We start from the raw sequence: 20090 nt of genomic DNA on the forward strand, positions 1-20090 counted from the left end.
TTAATGAGGGAGTTTGATCAAAACATATTTAGAATTCTTTAATCGAAAAGGGCCAAAACGGTGCAACTTTTTTATAAACGATTAGATTTTTTTACAAACAGTCAAACTTGTTTCAAAACGGTTAACATTCAGATCTTCTGAAGGAATCTTTTCTATATCTATGGGACATCGATGCTAAATATATTTACTTTTCACACACTTTGATAGCGGCATGTAACCGAGAGATTCCGTCCTCTATTTGATTGATATCCACTTTTCCATACGATAAACGAATATACCCATCTTTTGCTCCAAAAATGCTGCCAGGCATAAAGGCTATTTGTTGTTTTAAACTTTGCATAATCAGTTGTTTTTCATTAATCGGCTGCTTTAATTTCCCCCATATATAAATACCGCCAGCAGGATTTGAAAAAGAGATTTTATCTTGAAGGTAACAATTTAGGGCGTCGACAATGACATCTCTTTTTTGTGCTAACTGCCTTCGTAATTGTGTGATATGCGTATCAAATGGAACAGTTTCAAAAAATTGCTGCATAAGCCACTGAGGAAATATACTCATTCCCAATTCCATTTGATGCCGTGCATCTGATAATCGTTCTACTACTGATTGCGGCGCAACAAGCCAACCAATCCGAAGACCGGGTGCAATCATTTTTGATAAGGAATGAACATAAATAACGGTTCCATTCTCATCAATGGACTTTAAAGTAGGACAAGGCTGTTTCTTTTCTAATGTTAGTAAGCTAGACGGATCATCCTCAACAATTGGAATTCGTAAGTCTGCACAGAGTGATAAAAGCTTCTTTCTACGGTTCGGATGAAGCATCGTACCCGTTGGATTTTGGAAATTTGGATTTAAAAAAATCATTTTAATTCGGTGTTTTCGATATAACTCATGAACATCTTCTGGATCAATCCCATGCTCATCAACAGGTAATGGGAAAATACGAATACCCGCAGATTGGAATAAGGGCAACGAATAACAATGTGACGGACTTTCAAAAGCAACTGCATCACCTGGATTTAATAAACATTGAACAATAAGATGAAGAGCTTGCTGAGCACCGGAAGTAATCATAATAGATTGCTCTGTTGCATCAATTTTTAGATGATCCCTCATATATTTTGCTACGGCGTGTCTTAACGGAAGGTAGCCTTGTGGATGATCGTAGCTAAGCGATTGCGTTAAAGGCTGTTCTCGTAAAATAGTTTGTAACTGCTCATGAGGAAATAGATTACAACCAAGCTCTCCATTTGCGAAATCAATTATATTTTCATTTTGCTGCACTTGCTCTCTAATATGGCGAAGTAACGGTAAATTAGGTAAAAAAGTACCGCCTTCTACGAACCCTCTCCAATTTGGTGTTAATGTTGGAGAAACGCCCCACATATGTGTGCTTACACGTGTGCCTCTTCCAGTTGAGCTTTCCACAATTCCCATAGCACGTAGTTCATTATAAGCAGTTGTAACCGTACTGCGGTTTACATTGAGTTGTTGAGCTAACTTTCGTTCTGAAGGGAGAAAGCTACCAGGTGGAAGCTCTCCGTACATAATACGTCTTTCAATAAAATCAACAACTTGTTGATAAATCGGAATCTTGCTGTCAGTATCTAACTTCCACTCCATTTATAATGTCTCCTTATTTCTTATCTATTCTCATTATAGCAAATTGGCTGGGTGAAAAAACAGCCAATTGGACGGTGTGATATCCAGCCAATTTTACTATTCTAAATAGTGGAAGGGGAGATTAGAGTGAAACGATGGCAAATGGAATGGCTCCTAGTATCAGTTGCGTTAGTATGGGGAGCGAATTATACAATAGGAAAATATGGAGTGGCGTATATGTCATCCATTCAATTCAATAGTTTACGATTTTTAGTAGCATCTCCGGTATTATTATTGATTACATTTTTTATGGAACGATCGTTACGTATTGAAAGAAAAGACTGGTTAAGACTATTAGTTGTTGGAATCGTTGGAACAACGTTGTATCAAACGTTATTTATGTTATCTGTAAAATATACTTCAGCAACAAATGCTTCGTTATTAATTGCGATGTCACCTATTTTTACAGGTATTTTAGCAGTATTACACAAACAAGAGCGCTTTTCCATGAAAATTCAAATCGGTTCTTTATTATCTTTTAGTGGTGCAGCGCTTGTTTTATTAACAGGACATACGAATCAATCTGAATATGAATATGCATGGCTTGGAAATCTAATTGGATTAGTGGCTTCCATTGCGTGGGGCTGGTATCCAATTCTTGCACAGCCGCTTATTACAAAATACTCAGCAATGCGTGTAACTTCTTGGTCTACATTAATTGGCATTGTGCCGCTTGTAATCTATTGTTTATTTAATGTTAGTGCATTATCATGGCCAACCGATACATTAAGCTGGGGGTCATTAGGTTATTCAATCATCTTTGCAACAGTTTTTGGGCTTGCAATGTGGTACGTTGGTATTAGTAAAATTGGTTCAACAAAAGTAATGGTATATATGTATCTTGTTCCATTGTTTGCGGTCATTTTTGCGGCAGTAACAATTGGAGAAAGAATGAATATGATGCAATTAATTGGTGGACTTATTATATTTATCGGTTTATATGTTGTGAAAAAAGGGGCGGCAAAAAAGCCAGCTTTCAATTTGAAAAAAGTGAGTTAATGATAAAAATGACCTCTTTCTATGGAAAGGGGTCATTTTTGCTTTTGTAATAGAATAGCTTGTGTAATGGCCCACTGTTGATGAGGATGAATGAGCAGTCTTTGTGCTTGTGAGGGGGAGAGCCATTGTAAAATATGGTCTTCTTCAATTCTATTAATGTGTTCATTGACCTTGTTACAAATATAGAAATAACCATCGTTTACATAATATATACCTTCTTTTTCAGCATAAAAATATCGTTCAGCATTGCCGATATATTGTTGGATTTCTATTTTCCATCCTAATTCCTCTAACAGTTCGCGATGTAAGCATAATTCCCGCGTTTCGGTATTTTCCATACCGCCTCCTGGCAAGAAATATTTTGTACCTTTTTGGATAACAGCTACTTTTAAGCAGGATTCATCAAAGATGATCGCATAGCAACTAGGGCGTAAAACATATTGTTTATTCGATTTTTTATAGCCAAAAGATGGTTTTGTATTCATTATTGCGGCTCCTTTTTAATTTAATGTATCAAATATAGTAGTGAATTTGAAAGAGAGAATAGGAATATTAAGGGGAATACTTAGAAATTGAAAAGTATAGAAGAAGTGCAATAAAAGGTATTTGGATCTTGCATAAATAATGAAATGTTTTCGTGGTTTTTGGAACGTTAAATGCTATACAAAAGCGTTAGATTGATATGAAAAAATAGAAAGAGGATTCAATCATAAACATTTCATTTCTTTTTGAGAATTCATTTTGAACGAGGGGGAAAGCGTATCATATGAACTAATTGTCTTTCTTTGAAGACATTGATAAAAGGGGTGTATAAGCTTGGATGAAAGAGCTGAGGAATCGTAAAGCTCTATGTGTATGGATGGAAAATCAAGAAGAACAAATACAAGTAGGATGTTACCTATTTTACATAAGCTTAGCTTGATAGCGATGCAGCGAGGCTCCTAACTTAGTAATTTCCGCAGGTACGTGCCGTAACCAAATCTATTTATCTAACATATTATGTAAAAGTAACTTTAAATCTATGAAAAAGTTGCTAGGGAGGTGAATATAAAATGGCATCATTTGAAATTGGAGCGAGATGTCTTTTCAATTTTCGAAACGAACGCTTTTTCCTATTAGTTGAAGATGAAATTACAGTTCCAGATAAAGGTGTAGAAATTGATCCAGTTAATATCTATGAAATTGACGAGCAAACTTTCGATTTTATCAGAGATGAAGGAGACACACCAGTGTGTGAACCTGTTACTACACTTCCAACTGTACCACCTGGATTTAAATTAGAACGAAAATGTATTTTTACAGTCGATAATTCATACTTTGCAATCTATGATTTAGAAGATGGAACTGATAACAATGTTATATTAAGCATCAGTGCAGCTTTATTTAACTCATTAAGAAATTCTGGTGTTCGTGAATGTTTTCCTCAAAATTTCATTTGAGAAAATAAATTGATTAGATCTCAGATGGAATACTCTTTGAAAAAATCGCCCCCTCGTAGTTTTCTACGGAGGATTAAATTGTTATGTAAAAAGTTTTTTTAATTATTAGTGGTTTTTAGTTGTTCACCTTTGTTTTTGGATGTGAATGCTGGCTAGTCGTATGGAGGCTAATCCCTACGAACTTAACGTAACCGAATATAGAAGAAATCCATCGTTTTGATCAATGTTTATTCAAAACGATGGATTTTTATATGCAATAAAATCAAGATTTGAGAGTGATTTTTAATCAAACATTTATCAAGATCAACAATATTAGCTGTTTTGAAGAGTACCTCTACCGTTACCTTCAGCAGCAACTCCAGTGTGGTCATGACTTTCTAATTTACTAATACCGCCAGTATGTCCTTCTGAATATAGAAAGCTAGATGTTGCTGGACCAGGTAGTCTTCCGTGATCAGCTAGTGATGAATAGGAAGTTGTAGAAATCCCAACGATTAATACTGCGATAAAACTAATAGACCCAAGTAATAATTTTTTCATTTTAATGCGCTCCTTTTTGTAAGTGTTTGTTTAGCGTCGTACGCGATATTGAAGTATACGCTCGCTTTTTGAGGATTATCTTCAGTATAAAAATGTTTCGCAAGATATCCTGCATATTCTTCAATAAAGCCATACATTTGTTGTGCTTCAAAATATTCAATGCCTGCCGTAATAACTGATTCTAGACTAGTCTTATAATTTTCGTCATATAGAGCCTGTATTTAAAATCAAGTAGTGCATAGTAAAGTAATAAGTTTTGATCTTAATATTGTTCTACATTTTCATTTTTAAGATTCGTTATATGTGTATCAATTTCGGCCTTTAAAGCTGTTGCTTTTAGTACCTGGCGAGCTAAAACTGCTTGATAACAATCATTTAATAGCTGTGTAATCTGTTCATTTTCTTGTACTGGAACACTCATAATATCCTCCCCATCCCAATGGTATATTCTGTTATTTATTAATAAAATAGCAGAATATAGATGTGATTAAGGTAATTATGCGGAATTTTTTAATATTATACAGAAAATTCCGATAAATATTGAGAGATATTAAAAAATGAAAACATAGGGGTCATAGCCATCAAGTTAAGGTTATGTTGTAGCTTTATACAAGGTCTGATTATTAATAATAAGGTTTGATTAAAATCCTGTATAAATTTAAAACAGGATTTTTCTTTTTGAATTAAAGAAGTAGAGTAGTGGCGGAATACTTAATAATAGAAATCAAGATAGGTTTTAATATGAAAGAGGTATTTAAGTTGCAGCTATGCTTATGTGAAAAAATATAGCGCCTTTTATTTATCACATATATATTAATTCAGTTGCTAAGAAGGCTTTATTTCTATATGATCCAGATGGTCCACATACACATTTATTTACCAAACGAAAGTTATTTTCTAGATGTAGCTTTTAAATTTATCTATACCTAAAACGTAAAAAGTCATAAAAAATAAAGGGTGATACATATTAGTCATGTATAATATGTATCACCCTTGTAATTCTTGTTCAACAATTGCGCCCTTTTGTTGAAGAAATAATATTTATTTTAATATTCAATATTTTTATATATTGAGTTTTCTACCCCGGGGAGAAGTGTGTATATGCTCTTACCAATTAAAGTTTCTAATTCTTTCTTAATTGTATAGAATCCCTTCCAATGTAAAGAGGTGTGGGAGGTTGTTCCGTGACGTAAACCAACTGAAACCAATCTTTTTTCAAGAGTAGTAAAGCCTTCTGCATCAGCGAGAGCGTCACAAAGGGTAATTACTTTATTATATAAGTCGTAGTCACTATGTTCATTCAATATTTCAACCAACCGACTTTTCATATGATCAGGAACAAGACTCCAATCTGCTGCAATATCTATATGTTCATTTTTGCAAGGAAACGAATGCGTCACACAAATAATGGCGTTTCCTGCATATCCTAAATCATTCATATAAATATAACCATCATAGGAATGAATAACAGATTTGGTAAAACCTTTATATCTTCCTATATCATGCAGGAGGGCAGCATTGTATGCTATGTCAGCATCTAGATCATACCCATTTTTAATAAGTTCTACAATTATGTTTTCAGTTGCATTGGCAACATTAATTGAATGTTCGAACCAAGGACCTGGGTTTTGTTGATATGCCCACTCGAGTAATTCTCTTGCGTAGGTCCTATCTAATATATATTTCATAAAGTCATCCTTTCTCTTTTGAAAAATCATATCTTCTTACAACGATTGCATAATTCGAGTCAGTTTACAGGTAACTTTTCCGTATGTTTTTGATAGATTGAACTAGCCACTACTGTATCTAAAAAGGCAACCCCAACAGATTTAAATAAAGTAATTTCATCAGAGTTTGTCCGTCCTTGTTTATGACCCATAATAATGTCGCCAAGTTCACTGTATATATTTGAAAAATCCCATCCGTTTTTTTCGTTTGCGATCAGAAAATCTCCAGCTTCGTGCTGAACGCCTTCTAATGTATCTACAATGATTTTGTTGGAGCGCTGTAATGTTGTAAAATCGAGCTCTTGCATATGAGGTTGATAAGAGCCGATTCCATTAATATGGGTACCGTTTCTTAATTTTTTTCCATCAAATACAGGAGTAGTTGAAGTTGTACTACAAATTACAATATCAGCCATTGCAACAGCATCATCAGCTGATTCTATAATCTCAATGGTTCCGTTCCAATTTGGATACAAGGAGAGTAAATGATTTTTAAATTCAAAAGCTTTTTGTATGGTACGATTAACGAGAAGAATACGAGTGAGAGAACGAACTTCCATAACAGCTTGTATTTGTCCAAGTGCTTGAGCACCACAGCCGATGACAGCACAAATTTTAGATTCTTGACGAGCGAAATGATTTGTCGCAATACCACTCATTGCTCCTGTGCGAAGCGTCGTTAAATAGGAAGCTTCAATTGTTGCGACATGCTCACCAGTATTTGTTTCTGTTAAGACGATTAAGCTCTGCAGTGCCTTTTTTCCTTTTTGTGTATTTTTAGGGAAGATACTAACGATTTTCGTAGATGCAAATTCGATTGGAGCTACATAAGAGGGCATATAAAGAGAGTTTGCATCTTCTTGCGAGTGCTGTATATTCAGTCTTACAGGTGTCGTAATTTCATTGTTCATATAATATTGAAATGCTCTTTCTACATCTTGTAAACAGTCTTTCATTTTATAAGTGTCTTTTACCATTTCTTCTGTAATATGAATCATTTAGGTAATCCTCCTTTTTAATAGAAAATAGAACTGCCAATTAAACTAGCTATTAAAGCTTTCTTTTGAATTGAACTTTGTTGATTCATCATTTCACCTCTTTTTATTTTAAATATTCTAATTATTGAAATATTTTATAAAAAATGTTTTTATATGTCAAAATTTTAAATTTGGAGGAAGTAATATTATTAGTAGCAAATATTATAAAGTGATGCTTTTCATTAGAATAGAATGGTTTCATGTAATAGGGGGTATTTGCATTCATCTAATGGTTAGAGGTATGAATTAGGAAATAATAGAGTGAGAGGAAGAGTGAAATGAAAGTAAGGAACATTCAAGGGGAAGATTACGTAACGATTCATTCCGTTCTTAACGATTGGTGGGGCGGGAGAAATATGGCGGATATGTTGCCGAAACTTTTCTTCGTTCATTTTCAAGAGACAAGTTTTATTATTGAAGAGGATGGGGAAACACTAGGCTTTTTATGCGGATTTTTCTCACAAACATATACAGATGAAGCATATGTTCATTTTATTGGTGCAAATCCAAAGTATCGAAGAAAAGGAATTGCTTCTACGCTATATTCCCATTTTTTCGATGTAGCTCGTGCAAATAATCGTCATATAGTGAGAGCGATAACTTCGCCAGTAAATAAAAAATCGATTCAATTTCATCAGGATATTGGATTTGAAATTGAAACAGGTGATGGAGAGGTAGATGGAGTATCAGTACATACAAATTATGATGGGAATGGAGGGAGTAGGGTTTTGTTTGTGAAGAGGATTTAGCTAAAAGTGATGTTAGATTTATTTTTTTATTTCATTCCTCAGACGAGCAGTTCTTTTTCGCTTGTTTGAGGAAGTTGTGGGCTATAGCGATCAGCCCTTTTTTACTAGTAGATCTTTTTATCTGGTTCAATAAATACAGATTATTCGGAATTTTATTGATGAATAATGGTAGCTTATATATAATGACGTTATGAATACTTTACAAGTAAAGAAATATATAGATAAATAATAAAGCTATGAAAAAGAGGGCATCTTTATCATATTACTGCGACGCTTATTGAGGATAAAGGGTTAGTATGATTGATTATGATAAAAGGGATATGACAGGGAAGATGAAATATTGTAATAAAGAGAAAAAGGAAAAGCAAATATTAGATAAAGCATCCGGAAAGTTACTTGGTGTAGTTTTAAATGATAGAAAGCAAGATCAAGTACAGTAGGCATATTATTAAGGGATAAAAGAGACTGATAAATGATAACAATTTACCAGTCTCTTTCTTGTAATATCTTATATAGATTACATAATTTGATGGGAATTTTAGAGGAAATAGGGGTATATTGTAGAATTACATTGGTTGTAATAAAAATAGTAAGGGGAAATTATTAATATTAAATATAAGAATTCATGTAATAATTTTCTTATGTAAAAATTTCAAAAGGTTGGAGGGACTTATGGAAGAAACAATTCGTTTAAAAGAGTTATTTCATATGTTAAGAAAAAGCTTAGCAATGATCCTCGTAATCGCATTTGGTGCAGCTATTGTAAGTGCTATCATTAGCTTTTTCTTTATGACACCAATCTATCAATCTTCAACGCAAATTCTTGTGAATCAGAAGAAGCAAGACGGAACAGCAATCCAATTGGGTGAAATTCAATCAAATATTCAATTGACGAATACATATAAAGTTATTATTAAAAGTCCTGTAATTTTAGATAAAGTGAAAGAAAAGCTGGGCTTAAATGTAACAACTCAAGATTTAAATGAGAAAATTGAAGTTGTGAATGAAAAAGATTCACAAGTTGTAACTGTAACAGCACAAGATAAAGACCCGAAACTAGCTCGTGATATTGCCAATACGGTAACTGAGGTTTTTAAAACTGAAGTTGTGAAAATTATGAGCGTTGATAATGTCACTATATTATCTGAAGCAGAAGTTGCTAAAAACCAATCTCCAATTAAGCCACGCCCAATGTTAAATGTTGCGATCGCTTTCGTTGTTGGTTTAATGGCTTCAGTTGGTCTTGTATTCTTACTGGAATACTTAGACAACACAGTGGAAAAAGAAGAAGATGTAGAGAATTTACTTGGTTTACCAGTTCTAGGTAATGTCACGCATATGGATGAAGAGATACAAACAGGCAGATCATCACATGCTCCATCATTAAGAAAAGTGAGGGGACAAACAATTGGTTCTTAAAAGTTTATTTAAAAAGAAAAAAAATCATCGTCAACGTCGTCAACTGATTGCTCATCAGCAACCAAAGTCACCAATTTCTGAACAATATCGTAACATTCGTACAAATATTGAATTTGCGGCTGTCGATACAAACCTTCAATCATTAATCGTAACATCTGCAAACTCAGGTGAAGGGAAAACAATAACAGCGGCCAACATGGCAGTTGTTTTTGCTCAACAAGGAAAGAAAGTATTACTCATTGATGCCGATATGCGAAAACCAGCGCTGCATCAAATGTTCCAGGTCGATAACATCTTCGGATTAACGAACGTGTTAACACAGAGCAAACATCTCGAAACGTGTATACAAAAAACATCCGTTGATAACTTACACTTTTTATCATGTGGTCCAATCCCGCCAAACCCGGCAGAATTGCTAGGTTCGAAGTCGATGCAAGAATTACTTACACAAGCCTATAGTATGTACGATTTAGTGATCATTGATATGCCACCAATTTTAGCTGTAACAGATGCACAAATTATGGCAAATCAATGTGATGCATCTGTTCTTGTCGTTCGTAGTGAATCGACAGAAAAAGGAGCGGCTGTAAAAGCGAAAGGATTGCTAGAGTCTGCAAAAGGTAAACTATTAGGTGTTGTTCTAAACGATTGTGAACGTGAGCAAAGCTTATATTATTACCATGGTGCTAACTAATAAAAAAGACGAGATATGTTAGAAGCATATCTCTTTTCTGAAAGGAGGATGGAAATAGTGATCGATTTACATTGTCATATTCTGCCTAGTATTGATGATGGGGCTCAAACAGTGACGGACAGTTTAGCGATGGCACAAGTAGCAGTAGCGGAAGGAATCCATACAATTGTTGCAACGCCACACCATCAAAATGGAAAATATATAAATGAACGTACTACGATTATTCACCAAGTAAAACAATTAAATCATGAACTGCAACAACACTATATTCCACTAAAAATCTTACCAGGACAAGAAGTTAGATTATACGGAAATTTATTAGAAGATTATGAAACTGGTAAAATCGTCACTTTAAATGAAACGAATAAAAATATATTAATTGAGTTTCCATCTAATCACGTACCAAGATATGCAGAACAATTATTATATGAATTATGTGTAAAGGGAATAATTCCAATTATCGTTCATCCAGAGCGTAATGCGGAGTTAATCGAGCGGCCAGATAAGCTATATAATCTTGTGAATAAAGGTGCATTAACACAAGTAACGGCAGGAAGTCTTATTGGTAACTTTGGGAAAAAAATTAAAAAATTCTCCTTACAACTTGTTGAACATAATTTAACACATATGATCGCATCAGATGCTCATAACACAACATCAAGAGGATTTCACCTGGGAGCAGGATATGACATGATTGAAAAAGAACTTGGGACAAACATCATGAATGAATTAAAAGAAAATCTTTATTTATTGATAAGTGGCAAAACGATTTATAAAGAAGAACCAGAACAAATTCGTCGTAAGAAACTATTTGGTATTTTTTAAACGAAAAACTGTTGATGTCTCCTAACCGTTATCAATGGAGGCACTCGGTCGTGCTGTGGGTAGAAACCTACCTTAGACGCTCGTCGTTAGGAGTATGATGTGAGGGTGGGTTAGATGCCCATAATTTATTTACGATAGAAACTCTATCCATGGAGTTATAACTATGACTCTATCGATAGGTTTTTTATTATTATATCAAAATAAACAAATGGAAGGGGCTGAAATTGAAAAAAGTAAGAAAAGCAATTATTCCAGCAGCTGACGGTATTTGGTACTATTATGTTCGAGATCAAGCAAAATAAGATTTAACAAATAAATTAAGAGCACATCTTGAATTGACGAAGTAATGTTTATAAACCTAACTCCTTTTTGGAAGGAATTAGGTTTGTTTTTGCGTGGGTGTATATGAATATTATATGAGATTAATAGATGAGGTGGATCGATGAATAAGAAAGCAGTACTTGTCCTAGTTATTGTTGTACTGTTTATCGCTTCTATTGTGAGTGGGAAATTGCACTGGAATAAGAAGGTTGCAAATGCGACAAGGCAAACAAGTGAAGTGAAAGATAGTAAGGAAAAGAAAGAAGAAAAAGCAGAGAAGAAACAGGATGCAAAAACAGCTTTTAATGAAGAATATGCAAAAAAATTACCAGATGCAGTGAAAGAGAGGTTAAAGAAGGCTGTAAATCTTGTTATTGTCGGTGATCAAGCTTCCTCATCTGAAAAAGATACTTGGGCGGCTAAGTTAACAGCTAATTTAGATACTTCTTACGGTAAAGGTTTATGGAATGTAACGGTGAAAGAATATAAAGATGAAAGTACAGAGGAATTAATTACGAATAAACGTGATAAAGATATTGCAAAAGCAAATCCAGATGTCATTTTGTTTGAGCCTCCATTCATTACTGATAACAGTAAAAGTGGTAATGGAAACTCTGTAGCAAATACACAGAAGTTTGTTCAAGCGCTTTCTAATAGTGCAGAAGGTGCTACGATTATGATTCAACCACCAAATCCAGTGTATAATGCGGAAAATTATCCAAAGGCCATTGAAGCGTTAAAACAATTTGCGACGCAAAATGGTTATACTTATGTGAATCATTGGGAAGTATGGCCGGATCCAACAACAAAAGAGATTTTGCCATACTTACAAGAAGAATTTGGTTTCCCAAGCGCTAAAGGACATGAGCTTTGGGCACAATATGTAACAAATTATTTTGTAGCGAAATAAGTTTATTTGTTTGTCAATACGATTACCTAGTTTTTATCATCATCGCTTGTAAACAACAACTTGCAAATAAAATAGTTTAGTAGTTCAATCTCAAATTATATGAAGGTGGCACATAATAATGGATCTTACATTCAAATTAGAGAAAACGTGTTTTAACTACCGAGTTGGTGCAATATGCAAACAAGAAAATAAAATCCTCATGATTCAAAATGAAGGAGAAGATTTCTGGTATGTACCAGGCGGCCGAGTACAAATGCTAGAACACAGTGCAGTGGCAGTGAAAAGAGAACTTAAGGAAGAACTAGGAGTAAATGTTGATGTGAAAAGGCTCTTATGGACGGTTGAAAATTTCTTTACATATGATTCGCAGCAGTTCCATGAAATTAGTTTTTATTATGAAGTGAATTTGCTGGAGTTGCCTGCAAAAGGAGAGGATACTTTTATTCTTGAAGAAGATGGCAGAAGGTATGTATTTCAATGGGTTCCATTAGAACGAATAAGTGAATATAACTTGAAACCGGATTTTCTAAAAGATAAAGTGAAGGATTTACCTATTCATATGGAACATATTGTTAGGAGTGAATAAAAAGAGATAGGAAGACGGGAAGGGAACTTGACTTATAATTAATAGGGGGATTATGGAGGTAATACCAAGTAAAGTATGTGATTACAAATGCTGTATTAAAAACGGTATTCCTAAATATGGAATTATAGTATGATAGAAGAGAAGCACAAGAAAATGGGGGGACTGTTATGATTACATTGGAACACAAGCTGGAGCAGTATACATACATATATGCACAGTTGAAGGGAGAACTAAGGTGGAAAACTAGTGATTCTCGGACAGGGATGATGATTGCTGCTATGTATGCAGGCAGCGATAAGCCATTTGATCTTGGGCGGTTTTTAGAAATTAGTAGTTATATTAAGGATCAGGTAGGAATGTTTTCATATTTAAAGTCCTATCATCGCTTTGTGGTTGCAGCAACATTAGATATTCACTTTACACATTACAAAGAAGCATTTCAGCAGTTTCTAGATTTATATGAACGATTGGTTGCTGGTGGCTTTAGCCGGAGTATATTCACTTATCTGGCAGCAGCTGTGCTTTTACCAGAAGACAAGGGACAATATGATACACGCATTCAGCGGTCGCTGCAAGTATATAAACGCATGAAAGAGGATCACTTCTTTCTTACAAGTGCAGATGATTATCCACTCGCTGTTTTACTAGCAGGACAATCAGAGAAAGTAGAGACGCTTATGGATCGAGTGGAACGTCTCTATCAGAAGCTGGCAGCAGCTGGTATGTACAAAGGGAATAATCTTCAATTTTTAAGTCATATTCTTTCTCTAAAGAAGGATGTCAACGAAGATATTTTAGTAGCACGATATAAAAACATATGGAACATGATGCGACAAGAAAAGATAAAAGTGAAACAGATGCATTATCCAGCTATCGGGTTACTAGCGTTGCTTGAGGATGGAGAGAAAGAGGTCGCTTCTGTTCGGGCATTCATTGAAAAATTGCAGGGGGACAAGCAATTCCGCTGGCATACGGATGCAAATATTCTTATTGCTATTCAACTATTCGTAAGTCAGAAAGGTACGGAAAGTCAAACTGCCAACACAGGCTTACAAACAATGATAGAGGTCCTTATACAGGCGCAGCAGGCAGCCATGATAGCAGCAATTACCGCTTCCTCTGCAGCAACTTCTGCTAGCAGTAGTTCATAACGTGCAATTTGCTGTATGAATATAAGCGCACCGCCGCTATATTTAAGATTTTCCAAAAAGGGTTACATACATCATACCTAAATTAAAAGTCGATTGTCTGCCTGACAATCGACTTTTTCAGTCTTCAACTATCTTTTAACAGTTTAATGCTTTTTTGTATAGTCTAAAACGTTTTTTAATATAATTACTGTCCGCCGGTTTTATATTCTACATTAATAAGCACGAAGCACATGCAGTAAATAATCTTTTCGATTAAGTGGATTATAATCTACTCGTTTTCGCGTTGGGAAATTTGATTCGATTTTGCTATATCCGCAAGGTCTAGCGATAAAGACACCTTCACCTTCCGTAAAAGAGTGCAGGCCGCGTTTAAAATTCTCTGTTTTGGCCATCGGTAATGTTCCTGTTAAACAAAAGGAATCATTATGCAATACAGGTTCTGTAAAAACAGCATGTATTGCCGATAATTTATACAGTGCGTTGCTAATTGAATTTGTAGGAACTGTTAATTCAAACTCATTTACTGGTTCATATACGGTCGTTCTAGCTTGCTTTAAAGCATTCATTAAGACAAGAGGTGTTAGTTTTCTAAAATCACCAGCTGTCGTTACCGGACTTGCATAACCGGTATGCGTTAAAGTTACAACGATGTCGGTAACTTCCCATCCATATAAACCTTGTTTTAACGTTTGGAATACAGTATCTTCAATCGCTTTATGGAACGCTAAAGGCAATGAGCCAAGCTCGACCTCTAAGTTATAAGTAATGCCAGATCCAAAGATACCAGGTTCAACTTGAAAACCAATTGTTGCATAGAAAGGGTTATTTTTTTCGCCCATTATTTCTAGTGCATTTCCGGTTCCAATTGGTTTTTCTATACATACAATTTTTGTATCTGAGAAGGAAACATCTAAATTATATTTTTCCTTTAAAGTTGTTTCTATGACTTCTTTTTGAACTTCACCAAAAAGTCGAATGTAGATTTCATGATGAATATCATCTTTTAGTACTTTGATTAGTGGATCTTCTTCAGATAGTTCCATCAGTGCTTGATATAGGTCATGATTTTTTTCTTTTGGTCTCGCTTCAATTGTCGCTTCCATTTGGGGATCGGCAAAGTGAATTTCTTTTATTCTATGTGACATTGTACCAATTACATCACCTATTTTAATGTCACTTAACCCCCATACTTTACAAAACTCTCCTCCGCTAATAGTAGAGCAGTGAACAGCCTTTCCGTTATGAAATATATGAAGTTTTTTTATTTTTTCTTTGTGTGAGACGATTTCAGTACGATTCTTTTTTCGTGTTATTTCGACGTATTTCCTTACATGTAAGCATCCAGAAAATACTCGTACATAAGCAATTTTTTCTCCAGAAGGTTCTCTTTCAATTTTAAAAACAACTCCCGATAAAAGGTCGTCTGAATGATCAGTCGAAATATTTTGTGAAATCATGTTTGAGACACCTTCAAGTAATTCAGGGACTCCCATACCAGTCATAGCTGAACCGAAAAAGATTGGACATACATTTGCATGTTGAATTTGATTCAATAATTCTTCTTTTAGAGTTGTTTCGGTTAATGTTGCACTGTTTACATATGATTCGAGTAAAGATTCATTATAAAGTGCTAAAAGTTCTATGCATTCATCATATATTGTCTCATTTGTCTCGGCACGTAATTCGTTTTGAATTATACATGCATGCTTTGTTCCTTCATCCTTCACTTTATATAAAGGGAGTACTTGATTGGTAAGAGTTTCTCTTATTTGTTGGATAACTTTAGTAGTTTGAGCACCGCTACGATCAATTTTATTTACAAATAATATTGTCGGAATACGCATTTTTTGTAGAGTTCTCATTAAAATTTTGGTCTGTGCTTGAATGCCTTCAACTGCTGATATAACTAAAATGGCTCCGTCTAAAACACGAAAAGATCGCTCTACTTCAGCAATAAAATCTGCATGACCAGGTGTGTCAATTACATTTACTTTAAGATCATTTATAAAAAATGAAACGATAGATGCTCTAATGGTAATCCCGCGTTGTTTTTCTAACTCCATCGAATCTGTCTGCGTACTACCCTTATCTACTTGGCCAATTTCCTGAATTACATTGGTTTCATAAAGAATACGCTCAGTCAAACTCGTCTTTCCAGCGTCTACATGCGCTACAATCCCTATATTTATTGTTTTCATGTATGATAATCCTCATTTCGTTTTTCATAGTGAATTCCTCATTTCTTTTATTAAATTGCCGCATTAGAATCACTCTCCAGTCGTTTATAATACCTTCATTATAGGGTAATTACCATTATTTGTAACGTAATTAAGTGCGGAATTTTAAAAATTTAGTAAGGGGGATGCGAAACATGAAATAGGGAAAAACAAAATAATTGCATTTTAATTTGTTATCCGTTATATTAATTGACATATCAATAATTGATATGTCAATTAATTGTGTGATCCATTTGCAAAGGAGGGGTAAATTGACAAGTTCATGCTCGAAGGAAGCGATTATTTTATATAAATTACACTTTCTTAATAAAGAAGTAAGTTCAAAATTTGAAGGGTGTACAGGTATTAGTCAATCAAGGCTTGAGCTGTTACATCAGTTATATGAAGTAGAAGAAATCAGTCAAAAAGCACTTCAAAAAGAAGTGAATATTGATAATGCTGCGATTACAAGGCACTTAAAGCAGCTTGAAGCAAATGGAATGATTACAAGACGTAAAAATCCTGATGATAACAGAATTACTCTAGTTTCTCTTACGAAAGATGGACGAAATAAAATTCATGCCTTTCAAGAAGAGAAAGAGCGTTTTGCAGCTTCAGCGCTAAAAGGTTTAAGTGAAGAAGAGCGAGATAACCTTTTAAATATGTTAAATCACATTCAAGAAAATATTAAAGAAGTCTAAATATGAGATAAAAAGGAGATTACATCTATGAGTAACGTAACAAAAATAAATGATTTTACAGAAATTCTTATAGGACGTCGTTCAATTCGTAAATATGATCCAGCTGTGAAGATTAGTAAAGAAGAAATGACAGAAATTTTGACAGAGGCAACACTTGCACCATCATCAGTTAATATGCAACCATGGCGTTTTCTTGTTATTGATAGTGAAGAAGGAAAAGCAACACTTGCTCCGCTTGCTAAGTTTAATCAGCAGCAAGTAGAGACATCGTCAGCAATGATTGCTGTATTTGGTGATTTAAAAAACTTTGATAATGCTGAAGAGATTTATAGTACAGCAGTTGAACGTGGCTATATGCCAGCTGAAGTGAAAGAAGATCAGATGAAAAAACTTTCCGCTTATTTCTCTACAGTTGCACCAGAAGTGATGAAAGATACAGTTTTAATTGATGGTGGTCTTGTATCTATGCAACTGATGTTAGCAGCTCGTGCTCATGGGTATGATACGTGTCCAATAGGTGGTTTTGAAAAAGATAAAATCGCAGAAATTTTCGGGTTAGATAAAGAGCGTTATGTACCAGTTATGCTAATCTCAATCGGAAAAGCAGCTGACAGTGGATATAAATCAGTCCGTCTTCCAATTGACAAAATTGCCCAGTGGAAGTAATGTTATATAGTCACAGGAAAATTATGTGATTTTATAAAGACAAGTGTAATATGAGAGGGGAAGCACCATGATTATTATTCACGCAGTATTTCAAGTAGATCCAGCAAAACAACAAGCATTTTTAGAAGAAATTCAACCGTTAATTCATGGTTCAAGAGAAGAAAGTGGAAACGTATCATATGATTTATATAAAGATACTGAAAAAGAAAGTGTTTATACAATGGTAGAGATTTGGCAAGATGCAGAAGCAGTTGCTAGCCATAATGTAAGTGAACATTTTACTTCTTTCGTTAGTAAAGCAAACCAATTTTTAACGGCTCCATTAGATATTAAAGTTTTTGATGGACAACCAGTGCAAAGTAAATAAGAAATTCAACACAATAAGTGACTCCTCGCTAACTCTCTTTTAGAGTAGGCGAGGAGTCACTTTATTTTTGCTTGCATTTTTTGGAATGAAATTATAAAATATCAATACACGATGTATCGCAAGTCGATATATCATATGTCGATGTATCGGAGGTAGTTATAGTGAATAAAAAAGCGCAGAAATATATCCCATTAACAGAGGCGACATATTACATTTTGCTGTCATTAGTAAAACCTATGCATGGTTATGGGATTATGCAAATGGTAGAAGAAATGACGAATGGGGAAGTAAAGCTCGGACCTGGTACGTTATATGGGAATACGACAAAGTTATTGAAAGAAAAGTTGATTGTTGAAGTAGCATCCACAGATAGAAAAAAATGTTACGTATTAACTCCGTTTGGTAGAGAAGTGTTAGAGCTTGAATTTAAACGGTTGCAACGTTCTGTTCAAAATGGAAAAAGTATTTTAAGAGAGGAAGCATAACATGGAAATCAAGAAAACATTTAAGTTATTTACAGCGTGGAACTTAGAAAAAGAAGAAGCGTACTTAAGAAAAATGCATCGAGAGGGCTGGGCATTACAAAACTATAACTTGATGTATACATTTAAGAAAACAGAGCCTAAGGATGTTGTGTATAAGGCAGATTTTAAACTTGATTATCGAAATTCACTAGTAAATCAAAAAGAATACCTTGAAATATATGAGATGTCTGGATGGAAGTATGTAACAAGCTTTACGAAATGGCATTATTTTTGTAAAGAGGTAATTGATGATAACGAACTGCCTGATATTTATTCTGAGAAAGAAACGAAAATTGAAAGATTTAAGGATTTGCTAAAAGTTTTAGTTCTTTTCTTTGCGATTTATCTCCTTGGAATGTATCCAAGTTTCTTAGAACCTTCAGAGGTTACGGTTCCGATTTGGGCTAAAAGTATGATGGGGTTTATTGGGTGTATGTACGTTTATATATTTGTAAGACTGTTTTGGAAGATAAAAAAGTTGAAAAAAGAAATTCTTTAAAAATGTAATAAGGGGATTACTGGAATGATCATTTTGACTATATTATTTCTATATTTGGCCTTAGGTGACGGAATTATTGGTAAGTGTTTGTATACTAGGTTGCAAGAAGATATACAAATAAAACAAAATGCGCGAGTTTTGTTTTATATAAAGACAATGATTTTATTGTGGGGATTAACGATCATTATGCTAATAACATCATATCTGATTGATATTCCATTTGCGGAATATGGGCTGAAACTACCTGATATAAATTTTGTAAGTATCAATTCTTTTGAAGAAAGAACGATTTCAATATTCATAGGAGCATGTATTGGAACGATCATTTCATTCATTGCTATGAAGAAAAGTAAAAAGTTTCAAAGCCATACAGAAAAACAAATGAGCACTTTTTCAGAAATGCTTCCGACGAATTATAAAGAATCCATACTCTGGATTTTAATTTGTATTACAGCAGGTATTACAGAAGAGCTATTATTCCGTTCCTTCATGATGAATTACTTATCGAAATTGTTTCCTGAACTATCGATAATGGGTGTATTAATAATCTCTTCAGTCATTTTTGGTTTGGCACATGTTTATCAAGGCTGGAAAGGTGTAATCGGAACAATGATTATAGGTTTCCTATTGGGAAGATTATATGTGATAACAGAATCAATTTATCCATCTATACTGCTACATATGGCAATCGATTTATTTGCATCCGTTCGATTATTTGTATTGAAGGGAAAAGGAATATTACAGAGGGCTTAAAAATATATGAAGAATAAAACGAAAAAGTTGCTTGAAAAACAAGCAACTTTTTTATGAGAAAGATTGATTCTGTGCAGGTTTAATAAACTGTTCTGGATTTTCAACCAGCCCACATACGGCACATTGCACACGGTATGTAGGTCCATGATAGGCCATATGAAAAGCATTCAATGTTTCGTTTGTGTATTCTTCTTCAATTTGACCAGTTTGTGGATTGAGCTTTACTGGTTTTACTTGTTGCTCAAGAATATTAAAGCGAGTGCGGTTTGTTTTACAATTTGGACAAAGCATTGGTTCCATA

Annotated in this window: 23 protein-coding genes and 1 pseudogene; 16 read left to right on the top strand and 8 right to left on the bottom strand. The window is 34.3% G+C overall.

The window, feature by feature from the left end; genetic code table 11:
- Positions 1–184: 184 nt before the first annotated feature.
- Positions 185–1627: a MocR-like pyridoxine biosynthesis transcription factor PdxR gene (gene pdxR, locus COO03_RS19830; RefSeq protein WP_097898811.1), complete on the bottom strand. Its 1443-nt coding sequence runs from the start codon at positions 1625–1627 to the stop codon at positions 185–187.
- Positions 1628–1753: 126 nt separating this feature from the next.
- Here pdxR and COO03_RS19835 point away from each other — a divergent pair, with 126 nt between their 5' ends.
- A complete protein-coding gene (locus COO03_RS19835; protein ID WP_097898812.1) occupies positions 1754–2665 on the top strand; it encodes a DMT family transporter in 912 nt (303 codons plus the stop codon).
- A gap of 32 nt (positions 2666–2697) precedes the next feature.
- On the opposite strand, the gene COO03_RS19840 is transcribed toward COO03_RS19835, so the two are convergent.
- Positions 2698–3150, bottom strand: coding sequence for an NUDIX hydrolase (locus COO03_RS19840; protein ID WP_097898813.1), 453 nt, complete (start codon positions 3148–3150; stop codon positions 2698–2700).
- A 567-nt stretch (positions 3151–3717) separates the two neighbouring features.
- Between COO03_RS19840 and COO03_RS19845 the strand changes: the two genes are divergently transcribed.
- Complete coding sequence (locus tag COO03_RS19845) at positions 3718–4104, top strand: spore coat protein (RefSeq protein ID WP_097898814.1); 387 nt, start codon at positions 3718–3720, stop codon at positions 4102–4104.
- 312 nt (positions 4105–4416) lie between these two features.
- Here the strand turns inward: COO03_RS19845 and COO03_RS19850 are convergent, their stop codons facing one another.
- The 4 genes from COO03_RS19850 to COO03_RS19860 all read right to left on the bottom strand — a co-directional run bounded on the left by COO03_RS19850 (position 4417) and on the right by COO03_RS19860 (position 7369).
- On the bottom strand, positions 4417–4644 hold the full coding sequence (locus COO03_RS19850) for a hypothetical protein (protein ID WP_097898815.1): 228 nt from the start codon (positions 4642–4644) through the stop codon (positions 4417–4419).
- A 262-nt stretch (positions 4645–4906) separates the two neighbouring features.
- Positions 4907–5065: a response regulator aspartate phosphatase gene (locus tag COO03_RS27170; protein ID WP_154724607.1), complete on the bottom strand. Its 159-nt coding sequence runs from the start codon at positions 5063–5065 to the stop codon at positions 4907–4909.
- A 625-nt stretch (positions 5066–5690) separates the two neighbouring features.
- Complete coding sequence (locus tag COO03_RS19855) at positions 5691–6332, bottom strand: HD domain-containing protein (protein ID WP_097898816.1); 642 nt, start codon at positions 6330–6332, stop codon at positions 5691–5693.
- Positions 6333–6391: 59 nt separating this feature from the next.
- On the bottom strand, positions 6392–7369 hold the full coding sequence (locus COO03_RS19860; RefSeq protein ID WP_097898817.1) for an ornithine cyclodeaminase family protein: 978 nt from the start codon (positions 7367–7369) through the stop codon (positions 6392–6394).
- Between the two features lie 317 nt (positions 7370–7686).
- On the opposite strand from COO03_RS19860, the gene COO03_RS19870 reads away from it, so the two are divergent.
- The 8 genes and pseudogenes from COO03_RS19870 (at position 7687) to COO03_RS19900 (ending at position 14063) form a co-directional block, all read left to right on the top strand.
- Entirely contained in the window at positions 7687–8157 is a 471-nt protein-coding gene (locus COO03_RS19870) for a GNAT family N-acetyltransferase (protein WP_097898818.1), read from the top strand.
- A 344-nt stretch (positions 8158–8501) separates the two neighbouring features.
- A pseudogene (locus COO03_RS27175) lies at positions 8502–8597 on the top strand (tyrosine protein kinase); the annotation flags it as partial.
- Between the two features lie 232 nt (positions 8598–8829).
- A complete protein-coding gene (locus tag COO03_RS19875; RefSeq protein WP_097898819.1) occupies positions 8830–9576 on the top strand; it encodes a YveK family protein in 747 nt (248 codons plus the stop codon).
- Complete coding sequence (locus tag COO03_RS19880) at positions 9566–10270, top strand: CpsD/CapB family tyrosine-protein kinase (protein ID WP_097898820.1); 705 nt, start codon at positions 9566–9568, stop codon at positions 10268–10270. Before COO03_RS19875 ends, COO03_RS19880 begins: the two co-directional genes overlap by 11 nt.
- A 57-nt stretch (positions 10271–10327) precedes the next feature.
- Positions 10328–11095 carry a tyrosine-protein phosphatase gene (locus COO03_RS19885; RefSeq protein WP_141523193.1) on the top strand — a complete coding sequence of 256 codons (768 nt, stop codon included), beginning with the start codon at positions 10328–10330 and terminating at the stop codon, positions 11093–11095.
- Positions 11096–11537: 442 nt separating this feature from the next.
- Positions 11538–12326 carry an SGNH/GDSL hydrolase family protein gene (locus COO03_RS19890; RefSeq protein ID WP_097898822.1) on the top strand — a complete coding sequence of 263 codons (789 nt, stop codon included), beginning with the start codon at positions 11538–11540 and terminating at the stop codon, positions 12324–12326.
- A 118-nt stretch (positions 12327–12444) separates the two neighbouring features.
- Positions 12445–12912, top strand: a complete 468-nt coding sequence (locus COO03_RS19895; RefSeq protein ID WP_097898823.1) for an NUDIX hydrolase — start codon at positions 12445–12447, stop codon at positions 12910–12912.
- A gap of 167 nt (positions 12913–13079) precedes the next feature.
- A complete protein-coding gene (locus COO03_RS19900; RefSeq protein ID WP_097898824.1) occupies positions 13080–14063 on the top strand; it encodes a DUF4003 domain-containing protein in 984 nt (327 codons plus the stop codon).
- 212 nt (positions 14064–14275) lie between these two features.
- Here COO03_RS19900 and tet read toward each other — a convergent pair whose 3' ends face one another.
- The gene (gene tet, locus COO03_RS19905) at positions 14276–16261 is read right to left on the bottom strand and encodes a tetracycline resistance ribosomal protection protein (protein WP_097898825.1); all 1986 of its coding nucleotides are present in this window, start codon (positions 16259–16261) and stop codon (positions 14276–14278) included.
- A 290-nt stretch (positions 16262–16551) separates the two neighbouring features.
- Between tet and COO03_RS19915 the strand changes: the two genes are divergently transcribed.
- From COO03_RS19915 to COO03_RS19940, 6 genes are all read left to right on the top strand, one after another.
- On the top strand, positions 16552–16980 hold the full coding sequence (locus tag COO03_RS19915) for a MarR family winged helix-turn-helix transcriptional regulator (RefSeq protein WP_097898827.1): 429 nt from the start codon (positions 16552–16554) through the stop codon (positions 16978–16980).
- A gap of 27 nt (positions 16981–17007) precedes the next feature.
- Positions 17008–17646, top strand: coding sequence for a nitroreductase family protein (locus tag COO03_RS19920; protein WP_097898828.1), 639 nt, complete (start codon positions 17008–17010; stop codon positions 17644–17646).
- Between the two features lie 67 nt (positions 17647–17713).
- Positions 17714–18013, top strand: a complete 300-nt coding sequence (locus tag COO03_RS19925; protein ID WP_097898829.1) for a putative quinol monooxygenase — start codon at positions 17714–17716, stop codon at positions 18011–18013.
- A gap of 161 nt (positions 18014–18174) precedes the next feature.
- Positions 18175–18498, top strand: a complete 324-nt coding sequence (locus tag COO03_RS19930; RefSeq protein WP_097898830.1) for a PadR family transcriptional regulator — start codon at positions 18175–18177, stop codon at positions 18496–18498.
- Position 18499: 1 nt separating this feature from the next.
- Positions 18500–19036 (top strand): DUF2812 domain-containing protein, encoded by a 537-nt coding sequence (locus COO03_RS19935; protein WP_097898831.1) that lies wholly within the window; start codon positions 18500–18502, stop codon positions 19034–19036.
- A 24-nt stretch (positions 19037–19060) separates the two neighbouring features.
- Complete coding sequence (locus tag COO03_RS19940; protein WP_097898832.1) at positions 19061–19789, top strand: CPBP family intramembrane glutamic endopeptidase; 729 nt, start codon at positions 19061–19063, stop codon at positions 19787–19789.
- A gap of 51 nt (positions 19790–19840) precedes the next feature.
- Here COO03_RS19940 and COO03_RS19945 read toward each other — a convergent pair whose 3' ends face one another.
- Entirely contained in the window at positions 19841–20089 is a 249-nt protein-coding gene (locus COO03_RS19945; RefSeq protein ID WP_097898833.1) for a DNA alkylation repair protein, read from the bottom strand.
- Position 20090 lies beyond the last annotated feature (1 nt).

Origin of the sequence: Bacillus sp. AFS098217 (assembly GCF_002551815.1) — a bacterium.
Lineage (GTDB): Bacteria > Bacillota > Bacilli > Bacillales > Bacillaceae_G > Bacillus_A.